This window comes from Ochrobactrum sp. 19YEA23 (genome assembly GCF_029909865.1).
In the GTDB taxonomy this organism is placed as follows: Bacteria; Pseudomonadota; Alphaproteobacteria; order Rhizobiales; family Rhizobiaceae; genus Brucella; species Brucella gambitense.
In genome coordinates, this window is record NZ_JASAMQ010000017.1 from 44,973 (window position 1) to 62,721 (window position 17,749).

A 17,749-nucleotide genomic window follows, 5' to 3' on the forward strand; every position below is an offset into this window, starting at 1 on the left:
TCAGGACTCCTTTTCAGTCTGGGCGATGAGATTGGTGAGATCGGGGATCAGCTCCGCCGCCCATTCGACGCCGCGATCGCGCAGCCAGGCGGCGAGGAAGCCCTCCTGCCCATGCTCGGCGACGAGATCGGCAATGCGGGTCTGATCGGTTTTGGATGATGCTGCGCAGAGCGCGAGGCCGACTTCGGACAGGCCCAGCTCGAACAGGCGGTTGCCACGCCGCGACTGGCAGTAATAGTCCCGCTTGGGCGTTGCCCGTGCGAGGATCTCGATCTGCCGGTCATTGAGGCCGAACCGCCGATAGATCGCAGTGATCTGCGGCTCGATCGCGCGTTCGTTCGGCAGGAGCAGCCGTGTCGGGCAGCTTTCGATGATGGCGGATGCGATGTTGCTCCCGTCAATGTCCGAGAGCGACTGCGTGGCGAAGATCACGGAAGCATTCTTCTTCCTGAGCGTCTTCAGCCATTCGCGGAGCTGGTCGGCGAAGCCTTCATCGTCCAAGGCCAGCCAGCCTTCGTCGATGATGAGCAGCGTGGGTCGACCGTCGAGGCGGTCGCCGATCCGGTGGAACAGATAGGCGAGCACGGCCGGGGCCGCGCCGGTTCCGACCAGTCCCTCGATCTCAAAGGCTTGCACATCGGCGTGGCCGAGATGTTCAGCCTCGGCATCGAGCAACCGGCCATAGGCGCCGCCGACGCAATAGGGTCGCAGCGCCTGCTTCAGGTCATTGGATTGCAGCAGGACCGCAAGGCCGGTGATGGTGCGCTCGCTAACGGGTGCGGATGCCAGCGAGGTCAGTGCCGTCCAGACATGCTCTTTCACCTCCGGCGTGATGGTCATGCCCTCACGCATCAGGATCGCAGCGATCCAGTCAGCGGCCCATGACCGCTCATAAGCATCACCAATTCGCGCTAGCGGTTGCAGGGAGACGGAAACCTCCGATCCCTCGGTCAAACCGCCGCCGAGGTCATGCCAGTCGCCACCCATGGCGAGTGCGGATGCCCGGATCGAGCCGCCGAAATCGAAAGCGAATATCTGGCTGCGTTCATAGCGGCGGAATTGCAGCGCCATCAGCGCCAGAAGTACGGACTTGCCTGCGCCGGTCGGACCGACGACGAGGGTATGGCCCACGTCACCGACATGAAGGGAAAGCCGGAACGGCGTCGAACCTTCGGTCTTGCCGTAAAGCAAGGGGGGCGCTCCGAGGTGTTCGTTCCGTTCCGGCCCCGCCCACACGGCCGATAGCGGGATCATGTGGGCAAGGTTTAGCGTCGAGATCGGCGGCTGCCGGACATTGGCGTAGGCATGTCCGGGGATCGAGCCGAGCCAGGCATCGACGGCATTGACGGTTTCCGGCATCGCCGTGAAATCGCGGCCCTGAATGATCTTCTCGACCAGACTCAGCTTTTCGTCGGCGATACGCGGATCGGCATCCCAAACGGCGACGGTGGCGGTGACATAGGCCATGCCAGCGACGTCAGCACCCAGTTCCTGCAAGGCCATGTCGGCATCGAGCGCCTTGTTGGACGCATCGGTGTCCACCAGCGCCGATTGTTCGTTGGTCATCACCTCCTTGAGGATCGCGGCAATGCTCTTGCGCTTGGCGAACCATTGGCGGCGGATTTTGGTGAGGAGCTTCGTCGCGTCCGTCTTGTCCATCAGGATGGCGCGGGTGGACCAGCGATAGGGAAAGGCCAGTCGGTTCATCTCGTCGAGCAGGCCGGGCGTGGTCGCGGTCGGGAAGCCGATGATGGTCAGGATCCGCAGATGCTGATCGCCCAGGCGCGGCTCCAGTCCTCCGGTCAGGGGCTGGTCGGTCAGCAGCGCATCGAGGTGCATGGCCACTTCGGGCACGCGCACGCGATGCCGGTTCGTGGAAATCGACGAATGGAGGTATGTCAGCGTGCCAGCGTCATCGAGCCAGCGGCATTCCGGCATGAAGCCGTCGAGCAGCGCCAGCACGCGGTCGGTGCGGTCGATGAAGCCGCGCATCAGTTCATGCGGATTGACGCCGGATTGCTCTCGGCCTTCATAGAGCCAGGTTTCGGCACGGGCGGCATCTTCGGCGGGCGGAAGCCAGAGGAAGGTCAGGAAATAGCCCGACACGAAATGCGTGCCCGCTTCCTCGAACCCGGCCTTGCGCTCGGCATCGACCAGTGCGGAGGCTGCATCTGGAAAACGGCTGTCGGGATAGGTCGCAGCCTCGGAGCGTTGTGCCTCGACGAAGATCGACCAGCCGGAACCCAGACGGCGCACGGCGTTGTTGATGCGACCGGCGACCGCGACCAGTTCGGCGGCGACAGCAGAATCCAGATCCGGCCCTCGAAACTTCGCGGTCCTCTGGAAACTGCCGTCCTTGTTCAGCACGACGCCGGGCCCAACCAGGGCTGCCCATGGCAGATAGTCGGAAAGCCGAGCAGAGGTGCGGCGATATTCGGCAAGGTTCATCATGGTCGCGCCCTCACACCGACAGATGACCGGGGATGCGCAGATGCCTGCGCCCGACCTCGACAAAGAGCGGATCGCGTTTCGCCGCCCAGACGGCAGCGAAGTGGCCGATGGCCCAGATGGCGAGGCCGACCAGCCAGAGGCGCAGGCCGAGGCCGACGGCCCCGGCCAGTGTGCCGTTCATGATCGCGATGGAGCGCGGAGCGCCGCCGAGCAGAATATGCTCGGTCAGCGCCCGATGGACCGGGACAGTGAAGCCCGGCACCGCGTCGAGCTGTTCGAGGCCGCCCGCCATCAGATGAGCGCCCCGCCGCCGAACGAGAAGAACGACAGGAAGAAGCTCGACGCCGCAAACGCGATGCTGAGGCCGAACACGATCTGGATCAGGCGACGGAAGCCGCCGGAGCTGTCGCCAAATGCCAGCGTCAGGCCGGTGGCGATAATCACGATGACGGCGATGATCTTGGCGACCGGCCCCTCGATCGACTGAAGGATGGATTGCAGCGGCGCTTCCCAGGGCATCGACGAGCCGGAGGCATGAGCGGCGGGCGCCAGCATCAGGCTGATGGAAACGGCTGCCGCCGATGTCGCCATGAAGCGGCAGGCGCGGGAAAGTGTGGGGATCATGATGGGCCTCCTTTCGAGGTGGTAGCGGGGGTAATGGCGTAATCGCCGTCCGGTCCCAGCCCATCAACGCGGGCGAGTTCGACCAGCCGTCGCGACGATCCGCGTCCGGCGAGGACAGCAACAAGGTCGATGGTCTCGGCGATCAGAGCGCGCGGGACGGTGATGACGGCTTCCTGGATGAGCTGTTCGAGGCGGCGCAGCGCACCGATGCCGGAACCGGCATGGATGGTGCCAATGCCGCCGGGATGGCCTGTTCCCCAGGCTTTGAGCAGATCAAGGGCTTCGGACCCGCGGACCTCACCGACCGGAATGCGATCAGGGCGCAGGCGCAGCGATGAGCGCACCAGATCGGAAAGCGTGGCAACGCCATCCTTGGTCCGCATGGCCACGAGATTGGGCGCGGCGCATTGCAGCTCGCGCGTGTCTTCAATGATGACGACACGATCCGAGGTCTTCGCCACCTCGGCCAAGAGCGCATTGGTCAGTGTGGTTTTGCCGGTGGAGGTGCCGCCTGCGACGAGGATGTTGGCGCGCGTGGCGACGTTCAGGCGCAGCACCTCCGCCTGAAGACCGGTCATGATCCCGGCAGCCACATAATCGTCGAGCGTGAACACCGCGACGGCGGGCTTACGGATGGCGAAGGCAGGTGCGGCGACAACAGGCGGCAGAAGCCCCTCAAACCGCTCGCCGGTTTCGGGAAGCTCTGCCGACACACGCGGGCTGCGGGCGTGAACCTCTGCCCCGACATGATGGGCGACGAGGCGCACAATCCGTTCGCCATCGGCGGCGGACAGCCTCTCCCCCGTATCGGCCAGCCCTTCGGACAAACGGTCGATCCAGATCCGGCCATCCGGGTTCAGCATCACCTCAACCACACCAGGATCTTCCAGAAACCGGGCGATGGATGCTCCAAGCGCAGTGCGCAGCATCCGCGCGCCACGGGCGATCGTTTCCGGTTTCTGATATGATGCAGTCATAGCGGCCCCGTTCATGACGGGGCGCGCAAAAGACGGACCCCGGATCGGGGTCGATTAAAAGAACCTGATTTTGGGCTGTTTCAACAGGTGTTTACGCGCGTGCGGCCATCGGCGGGGCATGGCGGTGAATAGGATTGATCACGAAATATCTGGTTCGGATCTGTATGATGCCCGACTGGACAGAATACGTAACTCAACTTTCTCGGACCAGCGACGAAGAGGCTGAGAGGCTGCAGCAAATTCCGCGCCTAAATCTGTAAGCGAGTAGATCACTGTTACCGGAACGGTAGCAATGACTTCTCGATGAATCAGCCCATTCCGCTCCAGAGTGCGCAGAGTCTGAGTCAGCGTCTTCTGCGAGACAGTGCCTATTGTTCGTCGCAAAGTATTGAAACGAAGAGGTCCCTCACATAAGGCGCCAACAGCCATCAGCGCCCATTTTCCTGAAACTGCTTCAAGGACAGTCGCAAGACCACAGCCACTTGGTTGCAAAACTTGAGAGGGTGGTTTCTCCGCGGTTCCCATGTTGCCAGTTGGTTCCTTCTTACATCGCCGTGTGTGGGTTGCTAAGTATCCTTGAGAAACTAAACACCCAGGATATGCTACATGCAAGCCGTTCATGTCGATCTACAGGAAAACCGACGTCATCTCATTCTATCGGAAGCTCCCCCGCCGGCGCGCAAGGCAGGCGAGATACTCGTTTCGGTAAATGCTATCTCGTTAAACCATGGTGAAATCCATACCGCTCTCAATGATTCTCCGGCGGGCTGGCGTCCCGGTTGGGAATACGCAGGCATTGTATTGGAGTCCGATACAGACAGCCGGTTTCTGCCCGGGGACAGGGTGTTTGGACTAATGCTGGAGGGAGCATGGGCAGAACAGATTGCAGCACCCGAACAGTTAGCTGCCGCAGTTCCGGACAACGTTGAATTCGAGACGGTTGTTTCATTGCCCGTGGCGGGAATGACTGCAATGTTAGCCCTTTCCAAAAAACAATTGGGGCCAGGGAACAGAGTCTTGATCACGGCGGCCACGGGTGCCGTGGGACGGTTAGCAATTCAGCTCGCGAGCGAAGCAAATGCACATGTAACCGCTCTTATAAGAAGCCCGGCTGATGACACCCTGGTTCGATCTCTCGGTGCGCGGGACATCGTGCTACTGGAAGATGGAATTTTTTCGAAGCAACCTTTCGATCTCATACTGGAAGGCGTTGGAGGTACGCTACTGGCCGAGGCCCTCGTGAATCTGACATCGGAGGGAATTTGCGTTCTGTTCGGCAACGCAGCACATGACGATGTCACGACTTTTCGACCCGACGCCTTTCGACTACGTCCCGGAACTGCATATGGCGGCACAATGCTGTACGGTTTTTTTCTGGGTAACGAACTAGGACGCATCGACACCACATCGGTGTTGAGTAGTCTGGCTGAGAAAGTTGGGAGCGGCCGACTGAATCCGAGCATTGCGATTGTCGAGGATTGGCGCAACACCGATGCAGTCGCGCGCGCCGTTCTTGGCAAAGAGATAGTAGGAAGGGCGGTCCTTCGCGTTCCCCAAGGCACTCGATAGCGCGGTCTCTATACCCATCATCTCGCTGAAGTGGTGCCGACTTGATCATCTGGAGTAGTATTACCTTCTTGAGAGAACGCTTCTGCAGCGAATTTTTGTGGCACATCTCTTGATAGTTCCTTGAGAAATCTGTCCCCGTTCGCCAGTCTGCGACCGAGGTTCTGCATGAAGCCCTCGAACCGCTCATTCCCCTTAATCCGTGCGGATTGCTTGACGCTGTCGGGCAACGGCGGGGCCATCGTCAGCCAGAAATGGACGAACAAGGATAGGGTCTCGCCGAGCACGGCGAGATCTTCGTCCAGCGTGTCGATTTGTCGGCCGATCTTGTCGAGGCGGCGCGACATGGCCGCTTCCAGCCGATCCGACGTGTCGCCCGACAAGAACGACGCGACGGCTGCCTCGACAATGGCGGACTTCGATATCTGGCGGCGCAACGAAAGCGCCTCGACCTGTTTGAGCAGTTCTGGGTCGAAATAGACATTCATGCGGGTGCGCGTCGTCATGGGCGGCCTCTCAAAGTTCTATACCGTCATCGGGGGTCATCGAGGCCTGCCGGGCGATCATCCGCATCCGCGAGCGCAGTGCGCGGGCCTTGGCGGAGTCCACATCCGGATCTTCGTCCAGAATGTCGAACTCTTGGGCGGGCGTTAGTGGCGGCGGGATGATCTCCTCATGCTCGGGCAATTCCGGCTCGCGGCGGATGCCAGCATTGTCGGCATCGCCCTCCGCGCCACTGGCAGGGGTCATCGCTGGCCTGTCCGCCGCTAGGATAACGCGGCTCGTCCAGTCATCGGTTGCCGGCTTAGTCGCCGGAACAGATGGCAGCTCGGGCGGCGGCAGGATGCGCTCCTGCAATCGAGCATCCTCGAAATAGCGAGCCTTCTTCGCCCGAATCGGCGGCGTTCCCGCGACCATGACGATCTCGTCGGCGGACGGAAGCTGCATGATCTCGCCGGGGGTCAAGAGCGGCCGCGCTGTTTCCTGCCGCGACACCATCAGATGCCCCAACCACGGAGCCAACCGATGTCCTGCATAGTTGGTGGAATCGCGCATTTCGGTCGCGGTGCCGAGGGAATCCGATACCCGTTTGGCGGTGCGCTCGTCATTGGTGGCGAAGGCGACGCGTACGTGACAGTTGTCGAGAATGCTGTTGTTCGGCCCGTAGGCGCGCTCAATCTGGTTGAGAGACTGCGCGATCAGGAAGGATTTGAGGCCGTAGCCTGCCATGAAAGCGAGCGCGGTTTCAAAAAAGTCGAGCCTCCCCAATGCCGGAAACTCGTCCAGCATCATGAGCAGGCGATGCCGCTTGCCGGATAGCGTCAGTTCCTCGGTCAGTCTGCGGCCGATCTGGTTGAGGATGAGCCGGATCAGCGGCTTGGTCCGGTTGATGTCGGACGGCGGCACGACAAGGTAGAGTGTGACCGGCCGGCGGCTGTCGACCAGATCAGCAATCCGCCAGTCGCAACGGTCTGTGGCGCGCGCCACGACCGGATCGCGGTAGAGGCCGAGGAACGACATGGCGGTGGACAGCACGCCCGACCGTTCGTTCTCGCTCTTGTTCAGCAGCTCGCGGGCTGATGAGGCGATGACGGGATGCACGCCGGCATCGCCCAGATGCGGCGTGTCCATCATCGCGCGCAAGGTCGCCTCGACCGGACGACGAGGATCGGACAGGAAGTTGGCGACGCCGGACAGGGTTTTGTCCTTCTCGGCATAGAGGACGTGGAGGATCGCGCCGACCAGCAGGCTGTGGCTGGTTTTTTCCCAATGGTTTCGCTTGTCGAGGCTGCCTTCGGGATCGACCAATATGTCCGCGATATTCTGCACGTCGCGGACTTCCCATTCGCCCTGCCGCACTTCCAGCAACGGGTTGTAGGCCGATGACTTCGCGTTGGTCGGGTCGAACAGCAGGACGCGACCGTGCCGAGAGCGAAAGCCCGCTGTCAGCGTCCAGTTCTCCCCTTTAATGTCGTGGACGATGCAGCTTCCCGGCCAGGTCAGCAGCGTCGGCACCACAAGGCCGACGCCTTTGCCCGACCTCGTGGGAGCAAAACATAGGACGTGCTCCGGCCCGTCATGACGCAGATAGTCGCGATCGTATCGGCCGAGCAAGACGCCATCCGGGCCGAGCAACCCGGCGCTGCGGATTTCCTTGTCCTCGGCCCATCGCGCCGAACCATAGGTCGCGACGTTGCGGGCCTCGCGTGCCCGGATGATCGACATGAGGATGGCGGCGGCAATGGCGAGGATACCGCCTGACGTGGCAATCGCCGCGCCCTGCATGAAAATCGCGGGCGCATAGGCGTCGAAGGAAAACCACCACCAGAAGAAGGCGGGCGGATGGTAGAACGGCCAACCGGCCAGATCAAACCACGGGCTTCCGAGCTGCGGCTGAAAGCCAAGCCGGAACGCCACCCATTGCGTCGCGGCCCATGTCATCACCATGACAATGGTTAATACGACAGCAATCTGCCCCCAGAGTATTCGGCCTCCGCGCATACAGGCTCCAATCGGCAAGAGAGACGGAGCTGATCAGAGAATAGGCAATCATCGGTTCTGCAACAGCAAAGGCATTGCCCAAGGGATGTAGGATACTATCGGCGGCAAATAGGGCGGGCTGTCGCGGTATTCTTCCGGCACTCTTCTGGTGATTGGTTGCTATCGGGTCATTGGAAATGATCAGCGCATATTCTTCGCCAGCGCGAGCAACTTGAGAAGAGCGGGCGCGCGATTGGACGGCGACCAGATAGCGGAAAACGGGATGGTTTCAGGCTCGTCCCGAATCGGTCGGAAAGCAACATTCGCCGTACTGTCCGCCGCACCTTCCTTGGCGAAAATCGAGATGCCGTGCCCATTCGCTATCATGGACAGCAGCGTGCTGCGCTCAACATCTAATCGTTGGATTGTTGGCGTCAGCCATTTGCCGGCGGCCCGAGCCACGATCAGGTCGTGAACCTGTGGCCCAGTGCCGCTATAACAAACTAGGAACGTTTCATCCACAAGCTGGTCCCAATCGACAACTGGTTGTGACGCCAAGCTATGTTCTACCGGCATCGCGGCCATCAGGCGGTCGCGCCAGATCACGCAAGAACTGAGATCAGGTGTCTCATGCATACAAGCACCGAAGGCCACATCAAGCCTGCCTTCGCGGATCATGAACTGAGCCTCTCTCGCCGTTCCCTCGGCAACTTGCAGCCGGATACCGGGATGGTCGATGTGGAAGCGCTCCAATAGCCGGTCGAGAAAACAGCCTGGGGTGAGCGCATGCACGCCGATGCGAAGTTCTCCGGCCTCGCCGCGCGCCTGCATCCCGGCGATCTTGATGGCGCGGTCGATGATGCCCATGGCCTCGCCAACCTGATCGACGAAACAGTGTCCGGCTTCCGTCAGTCGGACGCCGCGCGTGTTGCGGTCGAAGAGAACAATGCCAAGGTCTTCCTCCAGCGCCTTTATCCGAGCGCTAACGCTCGACTGGCTGACGCCGAGCGCCAAGGCGGCGCGGTGAAAGCTGAGATATTCAGCGACAGCAAGCGTCTGAACAAGGACAGCCATGGGGAAACGACCACTGCGCAAAGAGGACAGGGGGATCGCTTCGCCGACATGTTCTTTTTGCCTTCGCCGCCGCATACACGTCTCCTACTCATCGATCATCAGCAAGCTCGCCGCCTGCTTGCGAAAGGTGACCAGCTTCTCCGTGGGGTCATCGACAAAGCGTTGCTGAGTATGCTCGCATCGACCGACCTCCCTGCGGATAGGTAGGAGCGAGCCCCACAATTGACCACTATTACTCGCTCACTTTGCTCAGCGCCCTGTTGAGGGCATCGCGGCCGCTGCCAGCAAGCCAAGACCTCAATGAAAGCAGCTCTGGATTGAGTTTCCGCATAGCGGTCAGATCGACATGCTCCGCAAGCGGCCCATCCTCCAAGCTCGACGCCATATGTCGGAGATCAACATTGGCTGCTAGGACTTCATCTGGAAATCGGGAATACGTGATGGTTCTGCCGGCAACTTCGGTAAAGGCGGCTTCTAACTCGTGGCCTGTAACTCTGTCGCTCGCAATCTTTAGCGTCACGCCAGCAAACAGCGGTTTGTCCGCAAACATCGCTGCAACAATTTTTCCGATGTCTTCCACGGCAGTGAGTTGTATCGAGTGATCGGGGCGGATCAGGGAGATCAGCCGTCCTTCATCCAGGCCGAAGCCGGGCCGCACGAGCATCTCCATGAAAATCATTGGCCGGACAATGGTTGCCGTGATTGACAAGGCGCGAATATGTGCTTCGATCCGCGGCTTCGCATCGAACCGCGGAACGCCAGTCAACCTGTCACCAACACTTGCACCCGAGGAATAGATGAAGTGTTCGATGCGGCTTTGCGCCGCCAAATCAGCAATCGAAGTTCCATAGTGAACCTCTTCCTCCGCCGACAGGTTAGCTGGCAGCACACTGAAGACGCCATGGACATCTCTCATCGCGGAAGCAATCACGTCCGTGTCCGCGAGCGACCCATGCACATGCTCGGCACCTGCATCTCGCAACGCAACGGACGCGAGACCTGAAGGATCGAGCACAAGAACACGAACAGGCCAGCGGGCCTTCAACAATGCTTTGGCAACTGATCCGCCCTGCCGGCCAGTGGCGCCAAAAACCAAGATTGGACGTCGATCGTTTATCATGGGATACCCTCGTGTTGAACAAGAGCTATCCATATATACAATTCCGAACAGGTCGGAAGACCGCACATTTCTTAGCGTCAGGCACAAAGATGTGCGTTTTGGAGAAGATGATGGTCAGTAAAACAAGTAACCATGCGGATGATGGTCGCCACTTCCAGCCATACCCATCCAACGGGATTTGTGGAAAGCTTGGAGACAAATGGACGGCTCAAGTAATCTGGCATCTTTCGCTCGCTAACGGACGAACACTTCGTTTCTCAGCGCTTCAGTCCGAGATTGAAGGGATCACACATCGTATGTTGACTCTTACCCTGAGGAATCTTGAGCGAGATGGCTTGGTGATACGGCACTATTTCCCCGAAGTGCCGCCACGCGTTGAATATCAATTGACCGATATGGGCTCCGAGTTATTGCAGGTGCTTGAAAGCGTTAACTCTTGGATATGGAAAAATCTTCCCCGAATTGAGGAATGCAGGCGCGTCTATGATGACGACAACCAGTAGCTTTATCGATGGCAACCAAGCGATATGTTGAACGTCGAGCAAATCCGCGATTCGCAAATTCGTTAAGGACAGTTGCGACTACAGTGACAAGCTCTTGTGCCGTCCAAGCTGCCACGAAACTGATCCGTTCAGAACCATGCCCATGACTTCACGCCCTAGCTGGCGGTCGATCACCGGCCGCCATGGGACAAGGGTGAACTCGTGGCTCTGTTCGACAATGGCGAACTTGCCACTCGATAGATGTGCGGTCCCGGTGAACTTGCCGCTGACATTTTCGCCATCGACAGCCGCCCGGAACGGCAAGCCTTTGCTGCTGGCCATTTCCGCACCAACGCGGGCCACTTCCCGTTCGCGCAGATTGGCGAGCAGGTTGCGCCGATAGAGAATGCGTCCATTCTGCTGCCGCACGGCATCGCCCTGTGCTATATGATGCTCGCGCCGCTGGTCCATGGCGTCGCGCACCTGCTGACCGAACCCTGCCGGGGTAATGTCCGAAGCGTCCGACGTCACCAGTCGCCGGTCCAGCCAAGTCGCACCATCGGCGCCGATCTGCTTTTCCAGATCGAACGTCGAGATGACGCGGATGCTGGCCTGCCGGTTGCGACCGGCATCATAGGCGGTGGCGCGGCTCTCGAAGTCATCGGAGATGCGCCACCGGTCAGCGTCGATCCGTGCGGCGATCCCGGCGCGGCGCAGCGCCTCCAGTCGCCGTACATGGGTATCAACATAGCCCTCGTAATCACCACCCGGTACACGTCCCTCGAACTTCGCCTGTTCGAGGTGGCGGCTTGGTCGGTAGATACCATTCTCCGAGATCGCAGCGATGGTGCGATCAGAGGGACGTTGTGCTGTATCGGCGGGGCCGACTTCCACGATACTGCCAATCCGGGCATCTTCAACGCGGGCCGGATCAATGCCGGGAAGATGGTGTGTTCGCCCGTCGATGCCGTCCACCACGAGCGTCAGGTTCTCGCCCATCTCGTCGGTGAGATATTTGTCCACGACGCGGCCAGTGATGGGTGCTGCGGGTGCTGCATCGTGAAGCTGGAAGGTCATCGGGTCGCGCTCCTGCCCATCGGCCTTCAGCGCCTTGTGCATGTTGCGGATGATGTCGCCGCGCTCACCGAGTTCACGCAGCGCCGGTTCCATCTTCGCGCCAAGCTCCCAGACGCCGGGTGCATGTTCCGTGGCCACTCCCATCTTTTCGAGTTTGGCGAGACGGCGCAGGCGAAGCGTGCGGTTAAACTGGCGGCGTGCATCTGCCGGTTCATGGCGCAGGTCGAGGAACCGTTCGTCGGCCTCCTCGGTCATGGCGCGGTCGATGCGCGTGAAGCGGTCCTGATCGATTTCGGCAGAGAGCTTGCGGCTCTGCTCGATCTCGGTCACGGGGCCAAGTTCCAGCGTGGTCAGTTCGCTCGCCCGCTCACGAATACCATTGGCGAGATAGTCGCCATTGATGACCAGGTTCTCGCCCAGATCGTCCTTACCCCGAACGATGACATGGACATGGGGATGGCCGGTATTGTGGTGATTGACCGCCACCCAATCGAGCTTCGTGCCAAGGTCGGTCTCAATGCGGTTCATCAGATCGCGTGTGTGTTCGGTGAGGTCGGAAAGATCGGCGGCATCTTCGGGCGAAACGATGAAGCGGAACTGGTGGCGATCATCCTTGCCGCGATCAAGGAAGGCATCTCCATCGGCACGATCCTCAGTGGCGGAATAAAGCTGGCCACGTTCGCCATCGTGCGAGGTGCCGTCTCGCTGGATGTAGCGCAGATGGGCAGCCCCTTTGCCATTCCTCCCCGCGCTCTGGACATAACGGGTTTTGACGACGACGCGGCGCACGCCGGCCGCACCGTGCCGCCAGCCGCCCGACAGGGCGCGTGCGCGGACAAAGGCCGCGCCGCGGCCACGCTTGACGCCCGGACCTTTGCCAGTCCGCGATGCCTTCCCGCTCTTTCCGGCCAAGCCAGATGAAGGCGACGAGGACGTCCGTGATGCGAATGATGATGATCTGCCAAGGCTGTTGCTATGCTGACGCGCCAGCTTCTTTGCCTGCGTCAGAAAGCTCTTCGCCTTGCCCGCCTTAGGGACGTCGGATTTGATCCGACCTGGCTTGGGGCGAAAGCGGTTCTCGTCGTCCGCGCTCACGGACGCGCCTCCAGCCAAAATTCAGAGAAATCGGGCGATATTCGGCTATAGTGCCGGTCAAAACCCAGCAAAGCCAAGGCTTCCCGCCATATCGCGGCACGAGAGACCCAAAAGCACGGTGCCGTGCGCCGCGCCTCAAAACAGTGTGCAGACAAGGGTTTGCCCAGAAACCGGCCCGACAGGGTGCCGGTTTCCTTTATCTTGCCCTCCGCCTTCCCTGCCCTTTTTGCCCTTCCTGCCGGGAATACAGCCAGGCGACCCCCTGCCTGACTGCACACCGGAAGCGGACCGAAAGCGCGTAGAGACGCCATGCTCATGGTGCATCTCCATTGCTTGCACGGGCCACGAATATGCCGCCGTCCTGCGGCTCCTGATCGACGGAATGACGTAGAGGAACGGTTGCGCGGACGTCGTTCGACTGCTGACTGGCTGCCGCCGAATTGCCGTTGGATTGCGCAACGAAGAGCGGAGCTTCGCGCCAATCCGGCGGTAACGGCGGCACGATCGTCGGCACATCAAGCGCAGCCGTATGCCCGAGAACAGGTGCGAGCGTGGCGACATAGGCACGTGTTTCTACGGGCAAAGTGCGGCCTGTCGCCAGATGCTCGTCATAGCGGCCGGGACCGGCATTGTAGGCGGCAAGCATGGCCGCGACATTGCCATAGCGGTCCCACATCTCGCGCAGATACGCCGTACCTGCGAGGATGTTGTCGCGCGGATCGTAAGGATCGCGCCCGAGGCCATGGCGGCTGCGCAGGCCCGCCCAGGTATCGGGCATGACCTGCATCAGTCCCATTGCCCCCGCCGATGAGATGGCGCGCACATCGCCCGCGCTTTCCACACGCAGCACGGCCCGAATCCAGTGCTCTGGAATGCCGAAACGCTGTGACGCCTCGGCAATGAAAGCAGCATGGGGATGCGCAGTGACAGGCGCGGGTTGCGGCGTGACCTGCGCAATCGCTGGCGTCAATCCGCTGCCCGCCGACAGAAGGGCCGTGAAGAGAAGAAGGGCGCGGGATCGCATGATCTCAGTCCCGATCTTCGCGGGGCCGCGGACGGCTCCAGTGCAGCGACCATGACGAGCCTGCATCGTCGTCGCGGAACAGATTGGCGCGGATCGGCTGCGGCAAGGCGGGATCGTCGAGCAGCACCGAGAGATACTCACCAGCCTTTTCGCCGGTGCGTTTCCATGCAGCCCCGACCTCCGGCCCGTCATGTTCAATGTAATGGACGCGATAGTCCGGCGCATTCTCCGCATCGGAATGTTCGGCGGGCACGATGACGAGATCGCGCTTCATGGTGAGCGTGACGAGCTGACCGGCGAAGCCGGATGCGTTACGCGCAAATTGACCGATCTGTGGCATGGTATGTCTCCTGTGTTGGTGGATGTGGCGTGGGTTCAATGCGTGGGCGCCCGCCATTCGTAGCGGCCATCACCTTCCCCATCGGTCCAGAGCGGACGCGCCCGGCCGATGACGGAACTGGCGGGAACAGGTCCGAAGTAACGACCGTCGAGGCTGTCGCGGATGTCCCAATTCATGAGGAAGAGTTCACCGTCGCCGATGATGCGGCAGCCCTGCCAGACCGGCAGATCGCGGCCCATGCGGTCGCGCTCCAGCGCGTCCCCCATCTCGACATGATCGACGGTAATGGTCGCACCGTTGCGGCAGACGCGCTGCCCCGGCAGTCCGAGGACACGCTTCAGCAGCGGGACGCCGCGTCCGATATAGCCGCGATCGACCATGAACCGCTCCAGCGGCTCAAACGGCATGATGGCGACCAGTTCGGGCACTTCGAGCGCATCAGCGGGAGCAACTGTGTAGAAGCCGATGGGCGCGCTGGCAGTCGCATTCCAGATCAGCCGGGTTGGCAGATCGGAAACAGCCGTAGCAACAAGCGTTCCGACGGCCAGCATCGACACGGCGAGGATATGACGGCGGCTCACGGCGCGATCCTCCGGCGGCTGACCCATGCGGCATGGCGCTCCGGGGTATAGGGATTGGGTTCCTGACCAGCACTTAAACGGTTGTGGACATGCCGCCAATGATCCGGCGCAACATCCGCCGGATCGACGCCAAGCGCGTCCACGGCATCAATCAGGGCCAGCACCCGCTGAACCTTTGGCCAGCCATCGATCCGCAGCAGGATCTCGCCGCCAGGACGAACGAAGGGCACGGTCTGGAACGGTTCGCCACGCCCGGTAGCGCGCAGGATGTCGAGCCGCGAAACGATGGTGCCGTAATCGTTGGAGGCCCAACGGACGAAAGCGAAGATGCTTTCGGGCGCAAAACCGATCAGACTGCGGCGTCGGTCGATGATCTGCTCAAAGCTATTGCGGCCAAAGCGTATCCACCGCTCGACCTTCTTCTTCTGGAAGGTCAGTTCGACCAATGTGGTGAACGGTGCAGGCCCGTCCGCCTGCGGATGTTCATGAGCAGCGCGCACGGTTTTGCCGGTCATGGCTGATCTCCTTCGGTTGGTGGAAACTCGCGGACCAGCAGCTCGCGCAGCATCACGGCGACGGTGACGCCGCGCCGGAAAGCGGCAACCTTGATGCGTCCGCGCAGTTCGGGCGTAATGTCGATGGTCAGGCGGGCGGTGGATGCCTCCGTCGGCGTCTTGCCGGTTGCTGGCGCCTCGGCGGCCCTGACCCAGCTATAGGGATTGCCCGGACGCGATGCGAAGCCGGATTTGACGGGCGGACGTGTCATGGCACGATCCTCCCGATACCGAGGCCATCGATTTCGGCCGCCAGCGCTGTGACCTCTTGTGCGGCCCGTTCGCCGCCATCAGTCTCCGAGACGAGCCGTCCGGTCTGTGCGGCTTCGGCGAAGGCGACACGCTGGCCGATCGTCGTGGCCAGCAAGGGCGGATCATGGTCCGCCAGTGTCTCGGCCGTTTCGCGGGCGATGACGGTGCGCGCAGCGCATCGGTTCAGCAGAAAACGGGCGGACAGCTCCGGTCGATAGATGCGCGCTTCGTTCAGAAGCGCCAGCATCTCGGCCGAGGCCCAGCCGTCGAAAGGAGATGGCTGCACCGGGATCAGCACCAGATCGGCTGCAAGCAGCGCTGAGCGCATCAGACCAGCGACACGGGGTGGACCATCAATGACGACATGATCGGCGTCACGCGCCAGCTCCGGCGCTTCCCTGTGCAGCGTATCGCGGGCAAGGCCGATGACGGTGAACAGCCTTGGCAGCCCTTCATGGCTGCGCCGCTCCGACCAGTCGAGTGCGGAGCCTTGCGGGTCGGCATCGATCAGGATGACGCGCTTGCCTTGCGCAGCCCAGGCTCCGGCAAGATGCAGCGCCAGCGTGGTCTTGCCCACGCCTCCTTTCTGATTGAGGAGCGCGACGATCATGGCGTACCCCGCCCAGGTCGGCGGGAAGTGGCACTGGCACCGTGCCTTTCATGCGCGCGCGTCAAAGAAGAAAAGTTAGATTCTATGTTAGATTCTAAGTTAGCAGCCGGATTCGTCTTTTCGTTCCAGAGACTTAACTGGGGTTCGTGCGCCTGATGTGCCGATAGTGCTGCGCCTGATGTACCGATACCCTTTGCGCCTGATGTACCGACGGCATCCACAATGTTATCCACAGGCACTGTGGATAGATTTTCAGGGCGGATTCGCAGCAGTTCGCGGCGGTCTTCACGCAGGATCTTGAGCCTGTAGCCGGGCAGCGGCTGGCGGGCAGCAATGCGGCGAAGGTCCAGCGCAAAGTCCGATGGCCGGGCCATGCTGCCGGACTTCTGGTAGAGGTGCGCAACCTCGAACAACCAGCCATGCGGCTGATGTCCGGCATGTTTACGGGCGACACGGTAGAGCCAGCGCTCGATACCGCCGGTCAGCCGGAAATAATCCGGGTCGATGGTCAGGACCAGCGAACGGTCAAGGACACTGTTGTAGAACCACTCGGGTAGGACAAACTCCATGCCCTCGACGCGACCGTCGCGCGTGGTCATCTCCTCCCATTCGTTGATCCAGGAGAACTGGCGGCGGCGCCAATGCGTGCCGTTACGGATCGTCGTGGCGACGACCGTGGATTGCAGCCGGGCAAGCGCTGCCTTCAGCAGCAGATATTGCCGGTTTCCGGTGTCGCGGCCGATGGCGCGCAGCAGATGATAGGGCGTGAAGCGGAAGAAGCGGGATGTCTTGATGCCGTTGTTTTCGGCGGCGACGATCTGGCTTGCAGCCCAGATCAGGACATCAGCATCCCAGATCGTCGCCATTGCATGTTCGGGCATCCCGAACACCTGCACCTCGACATCGGTGGTCTTGTAGAGGATGGGCTTCGTGCGCGGCGTCTTCGCCAGCGAGAAGAAAGGCCGTTCCATCAGATCGCGCTGGTCGCGCGGACTGGCATCGCCGGTTGCGACCACGAAGGGATCAAGGTGGCTGCGCTCGCTGCCGCCTTCTCGCCGCAGAGCGTCAGGGTGATCGACGCGCCGCATTCAGAGCTTGCTCCGCTCTTCAGGCGTCAGGGGGCGAGCCGGAAAGACCGTGCCGGCGTCCTTGTCACTGGTGGATTTGCGTGCGCCGATGTCGGCCCAGGCCTGAAGATCCTCGACCGTGTAGAGAACCCGGCCACCGATTTTGCGATAGGTCGGGCCGGTCCCGTAGGTCCGGTGTTTTTCCAACGTGCGAAGAGAAATGCCAAGGAAACGTGCTGCTTCCTGAGTACGCAGCATGCGCGGTGGCATTTCCGTGTTGCGGCGCTCGGCCATGAGATCACCTCCGGTTCGTCAGATTGATGCGGCTGCCGGAGACGGCGGCGCGCTATGGCGAACCATGGGAAGTGATCGGC

At 61.3% G+C, this 17,749-nt stretch carries 20 protein-coding genes; 2 read left to right on the plus strand and 18 right to left on the minus strand.

Features of this window, described 5'->3' with window-relative positions:
• The 5 genes from trbE to QBD01_RS24805 form a co-directional block, all read right to left on the minus strand.
• Positions 1-2,451 carry a conjugal transfer protein TrbE gene (gene trbE, locus QBD01_RS24785; protein WP_280994955.1) on the minus strand — a complete coding sequence of 817 codons (2,451 nt, stop codon included), beginning with the start codon at positions 2,449-2,451 and terminating at the stop codon, positions 1-3.
• A gap of 10 nt (positions 2,452-2,461) precedes the next feature.
• Complete coding sequence (locus QBD01_RS24790; RefSeq protein WP_094544663.1) at positions 2,462-2,743, minus strand: VirB3 family type IV secretion system protein; 282 nt, start codon at positions 2,741-2,743, stop codon at positions 2,462-2,464.
• Positions 2,743-3,075 (minus strand): TrbC/VirB2 family protein, encoded by a 333-nt coding sequence (locus QBD01_RS24795; protein WP_244455947.1) that lies wholly within the window; start codon positions 3,073-3,075, stop codon positions 2,743-2,745. The genes QBD01_RS24790 and QBD01_RS24795 overlap by 1 nt, the downstream gene beginning before the upstream one ends.
• Entirely contained in the window at positions 3,072-4,052 is a 981-nt protein-coding gene (gene trbB / locus QBD01_RS24800; RefSeq protein ID WP_280994956.1) for a P-type conjugative transfer ATPase TrbB, read from the minus strand. Before trbB ends, QBD01_RS24795 begins: the two co-directional genes overlap by 4 nt.
• Before the next feature lie 138 nt (positions 4,053-4,190).
• On the minus strand, positions 4,191-4,673 hold the full coding sequence (locus QBD01_RS24805; RefSeq protein WP_392391476.1) for a winged helix-turn-helix transcriptional regulator: 483 nt from the start codon (positions 4,671-4,673) through the stop codon (positions 4,191-4,193).
• On the opposite strand from QBD01_RS24805, the gene QBD01_RS24810 reads away from it, so the two are divergent.
• Complete coding sequence (locus QBD01_RS24810) at positions 4,659-5,621, plus strand: alcohol dehydrogenase catalytic domain-containing protein (protein WP_280994958.1); 963 nt, start codon at positions 4,659-4,661, stop codon at positions 5,619-5,621. The two genes, QBD01_RS24805 and QBD01_RS24810, sit on opposite strands and share 15 nt — an antisense overlap.
• A 17-nt stretch (positions 5,622-5,638) precedes the next feature.
• Here QBD01_RS24810 and QBD01_RS24815 read toward each other — a convergent pair whose 3' ends face one another.
• The 4 genes from QBD01_RS24815 to QBD01_RS24830 form a co-directional block, all read right to left on the minus strand.
• Complete coding sequence (locus tag QBD01_RS24815; protein WP_280994959.1) at positions 5,639-6,124, minus strand: CopG family transcriptional regulator; 486 nt, start codon at positions 6,122-6,124, stop codon at positions 5,639-5,641.
• A 10-nt stretch (positions 6,125-6,134) separates the two neighbouring features.
• The gene (locus QBD01_RS24820) at positions 6,135-8,120 is read right to left on the minus strand and encodes a conjugal transfer protein TraG (RefSeq protein WP_280994960.1); all 1,986 of its coding nucleotides are present in this window, start codon (positions 8,118-8,120) and stop codon (positions 6,135-6,137) included.
• Between the two features lie 180 nt (positions 8,121-8,300).
• A complete protein-coding gene (locus tag QBD01_RS24825; protein ID WP_392391477.1) occupies positions 8,301-9,248 on the minus strand; it encodes a LysR family transcriptional regulator in 948 nt (315 codons plus the stop codon).
• Between the two features lie 157 nt (positions 9,249-9,405).
• Positions 9,406-10,293, minus strand: coding sequence for an NmrA/HSCARG family protein (locus tag QBD01_RS24830; protein WP_280994961.1), 888 nt, complete (start codon positions 10,291-10,293; stop codon positions 9,406-9,408).
• A gap of 107 nt (positions 10,294-10,400) precedes the next feature.
• Here QBD01_RS24830 and QBD01_RS24835 point away from each other — a divergent pair, with 107 nt between their 5' ends.
• Positions 10,401-10,796: a helix-turn-helix domain-containing protein gene (locus tag QBD01_RS24835; RefSeq protein ID WP_280994962.1), complete on the plus strand. Its 396-nt coding sequence runs from the start codon at positions 10,401-10,403 to the stop codon at positions 10,794-10,796.
• A 78-nt stretch (positions 10,797-10,874) separates the two neighbouring features.
• Here QBD01_RS24835 and QBD01_RS25485 read toward each other — a convergent pair whose 3' ends face one another.
• The 9 genes from QBD01_RS25485 to QBD01_RS24880 form a co-directional block, all read right to left on the minus strand.
• Positions 10,875-12,947, minus strand: coding sequence for a relaxase/mobilization nuclease domain-containing protein (locus QBD01_RS25485; protein WP_392391478.1), 2,073 nt, complete (start codon positions 12,945-12,947; stop codon positions 10,875-10,877).
• 313 nt (positions 12,948-13,260) lie between these two features.
• A complete protein-coding gene (locus QBD01_RS24845; protein ID WP_280994963.1) occupies positions 13,261-13,971 on the minus strand; it encodes a transglycosylase SLT domain-containing protein in 711 nt (236 codons plus the stop codon).
• Between the two features lie 4 nt (positions 13,972-13,975).
• A complete protein-coding gene (locus QBD01_RS24850) occupies positions 13,976-14,311 on the minus strand; it encodes a DUF736 domain-containing protein (protein ID WP_280994964.1) in 336 nt (111 codons plus the stop codon).
• A gap of 35 nt (positions 14,312-14,346) precedes the next feature.
• Positions 14,347-14,892 (minus strand): S26 family signal peptidase, encoded by a 546-nt coding sequence (locus QBD01_RS24855; protein WP_280994982.1) that lies wholly within the window; start codon positions 14,890-14,892, stop codon positions 14,347-14,349.
• Positions 14,889-15,407, minus strand: coding sequence for a DUF2840 domain-containing protein (locus tag QBD01_RS24860; RefSeq protein ID WP_280994965.1), 519 nt, complete (start codon positions 15,405-15,407; stop codon positions 14,889-14,891). The genes QBD01_RS24855 and QBD01_RS24860 overlap by 4 nt, the downstream gene beginning before the upstream one ends.
• Positions 15,404-15,658: a hypothetical protein gene (locus QBD01_RS24865; RefSeq protein WP_280994966.1), complete on the minus strand. Its 255-nt coding sequence runs from the start codon at positions 15,656-15,658 to the stop codon at positions 15,404-15,406. The genes QBD01_RS24860 and QBD01_RS24865 overlap by 4 nt, the downstream gene beginning before the upstream one ends.
• Entirely contained in the window at positions 15,655-16,308 is a 654-nt protein-coding gene (gene parA / locus QBD01_RS24870) for a ParA family partition ATPase (protein ID WP_280994967.1), read from the minus strand. Before parA ends, QBD01_RS24865 begins: the two co-directional genes overlap by 4 nt.
• A complete protein-coding gene (locus tag QBD01_RS24875) occupies positions 16,305-17,396 on the minus strand; it encodes a replication initiator protein A (protein ID WP_280994968.1) in 1,092 nt (363 codons plus the stop codon). The genes parA and QBD01_RS24875 overlap by 4 nt, the downstream gene beginning before the upstream one ends.
• Positions 17,397-17,669 (minus strand): AlpA family transcriptional regulator, encoded by a 273-nt coding sequence (locus QBD01_RS24880; protein ID WP_036743091.1) that lies wholly within the window; start codon positions 17,667-17,669, stop codon positions 17,397-17,399.
• Positions 17,670-17,749 lie beyond the last annotated feature (80 nt).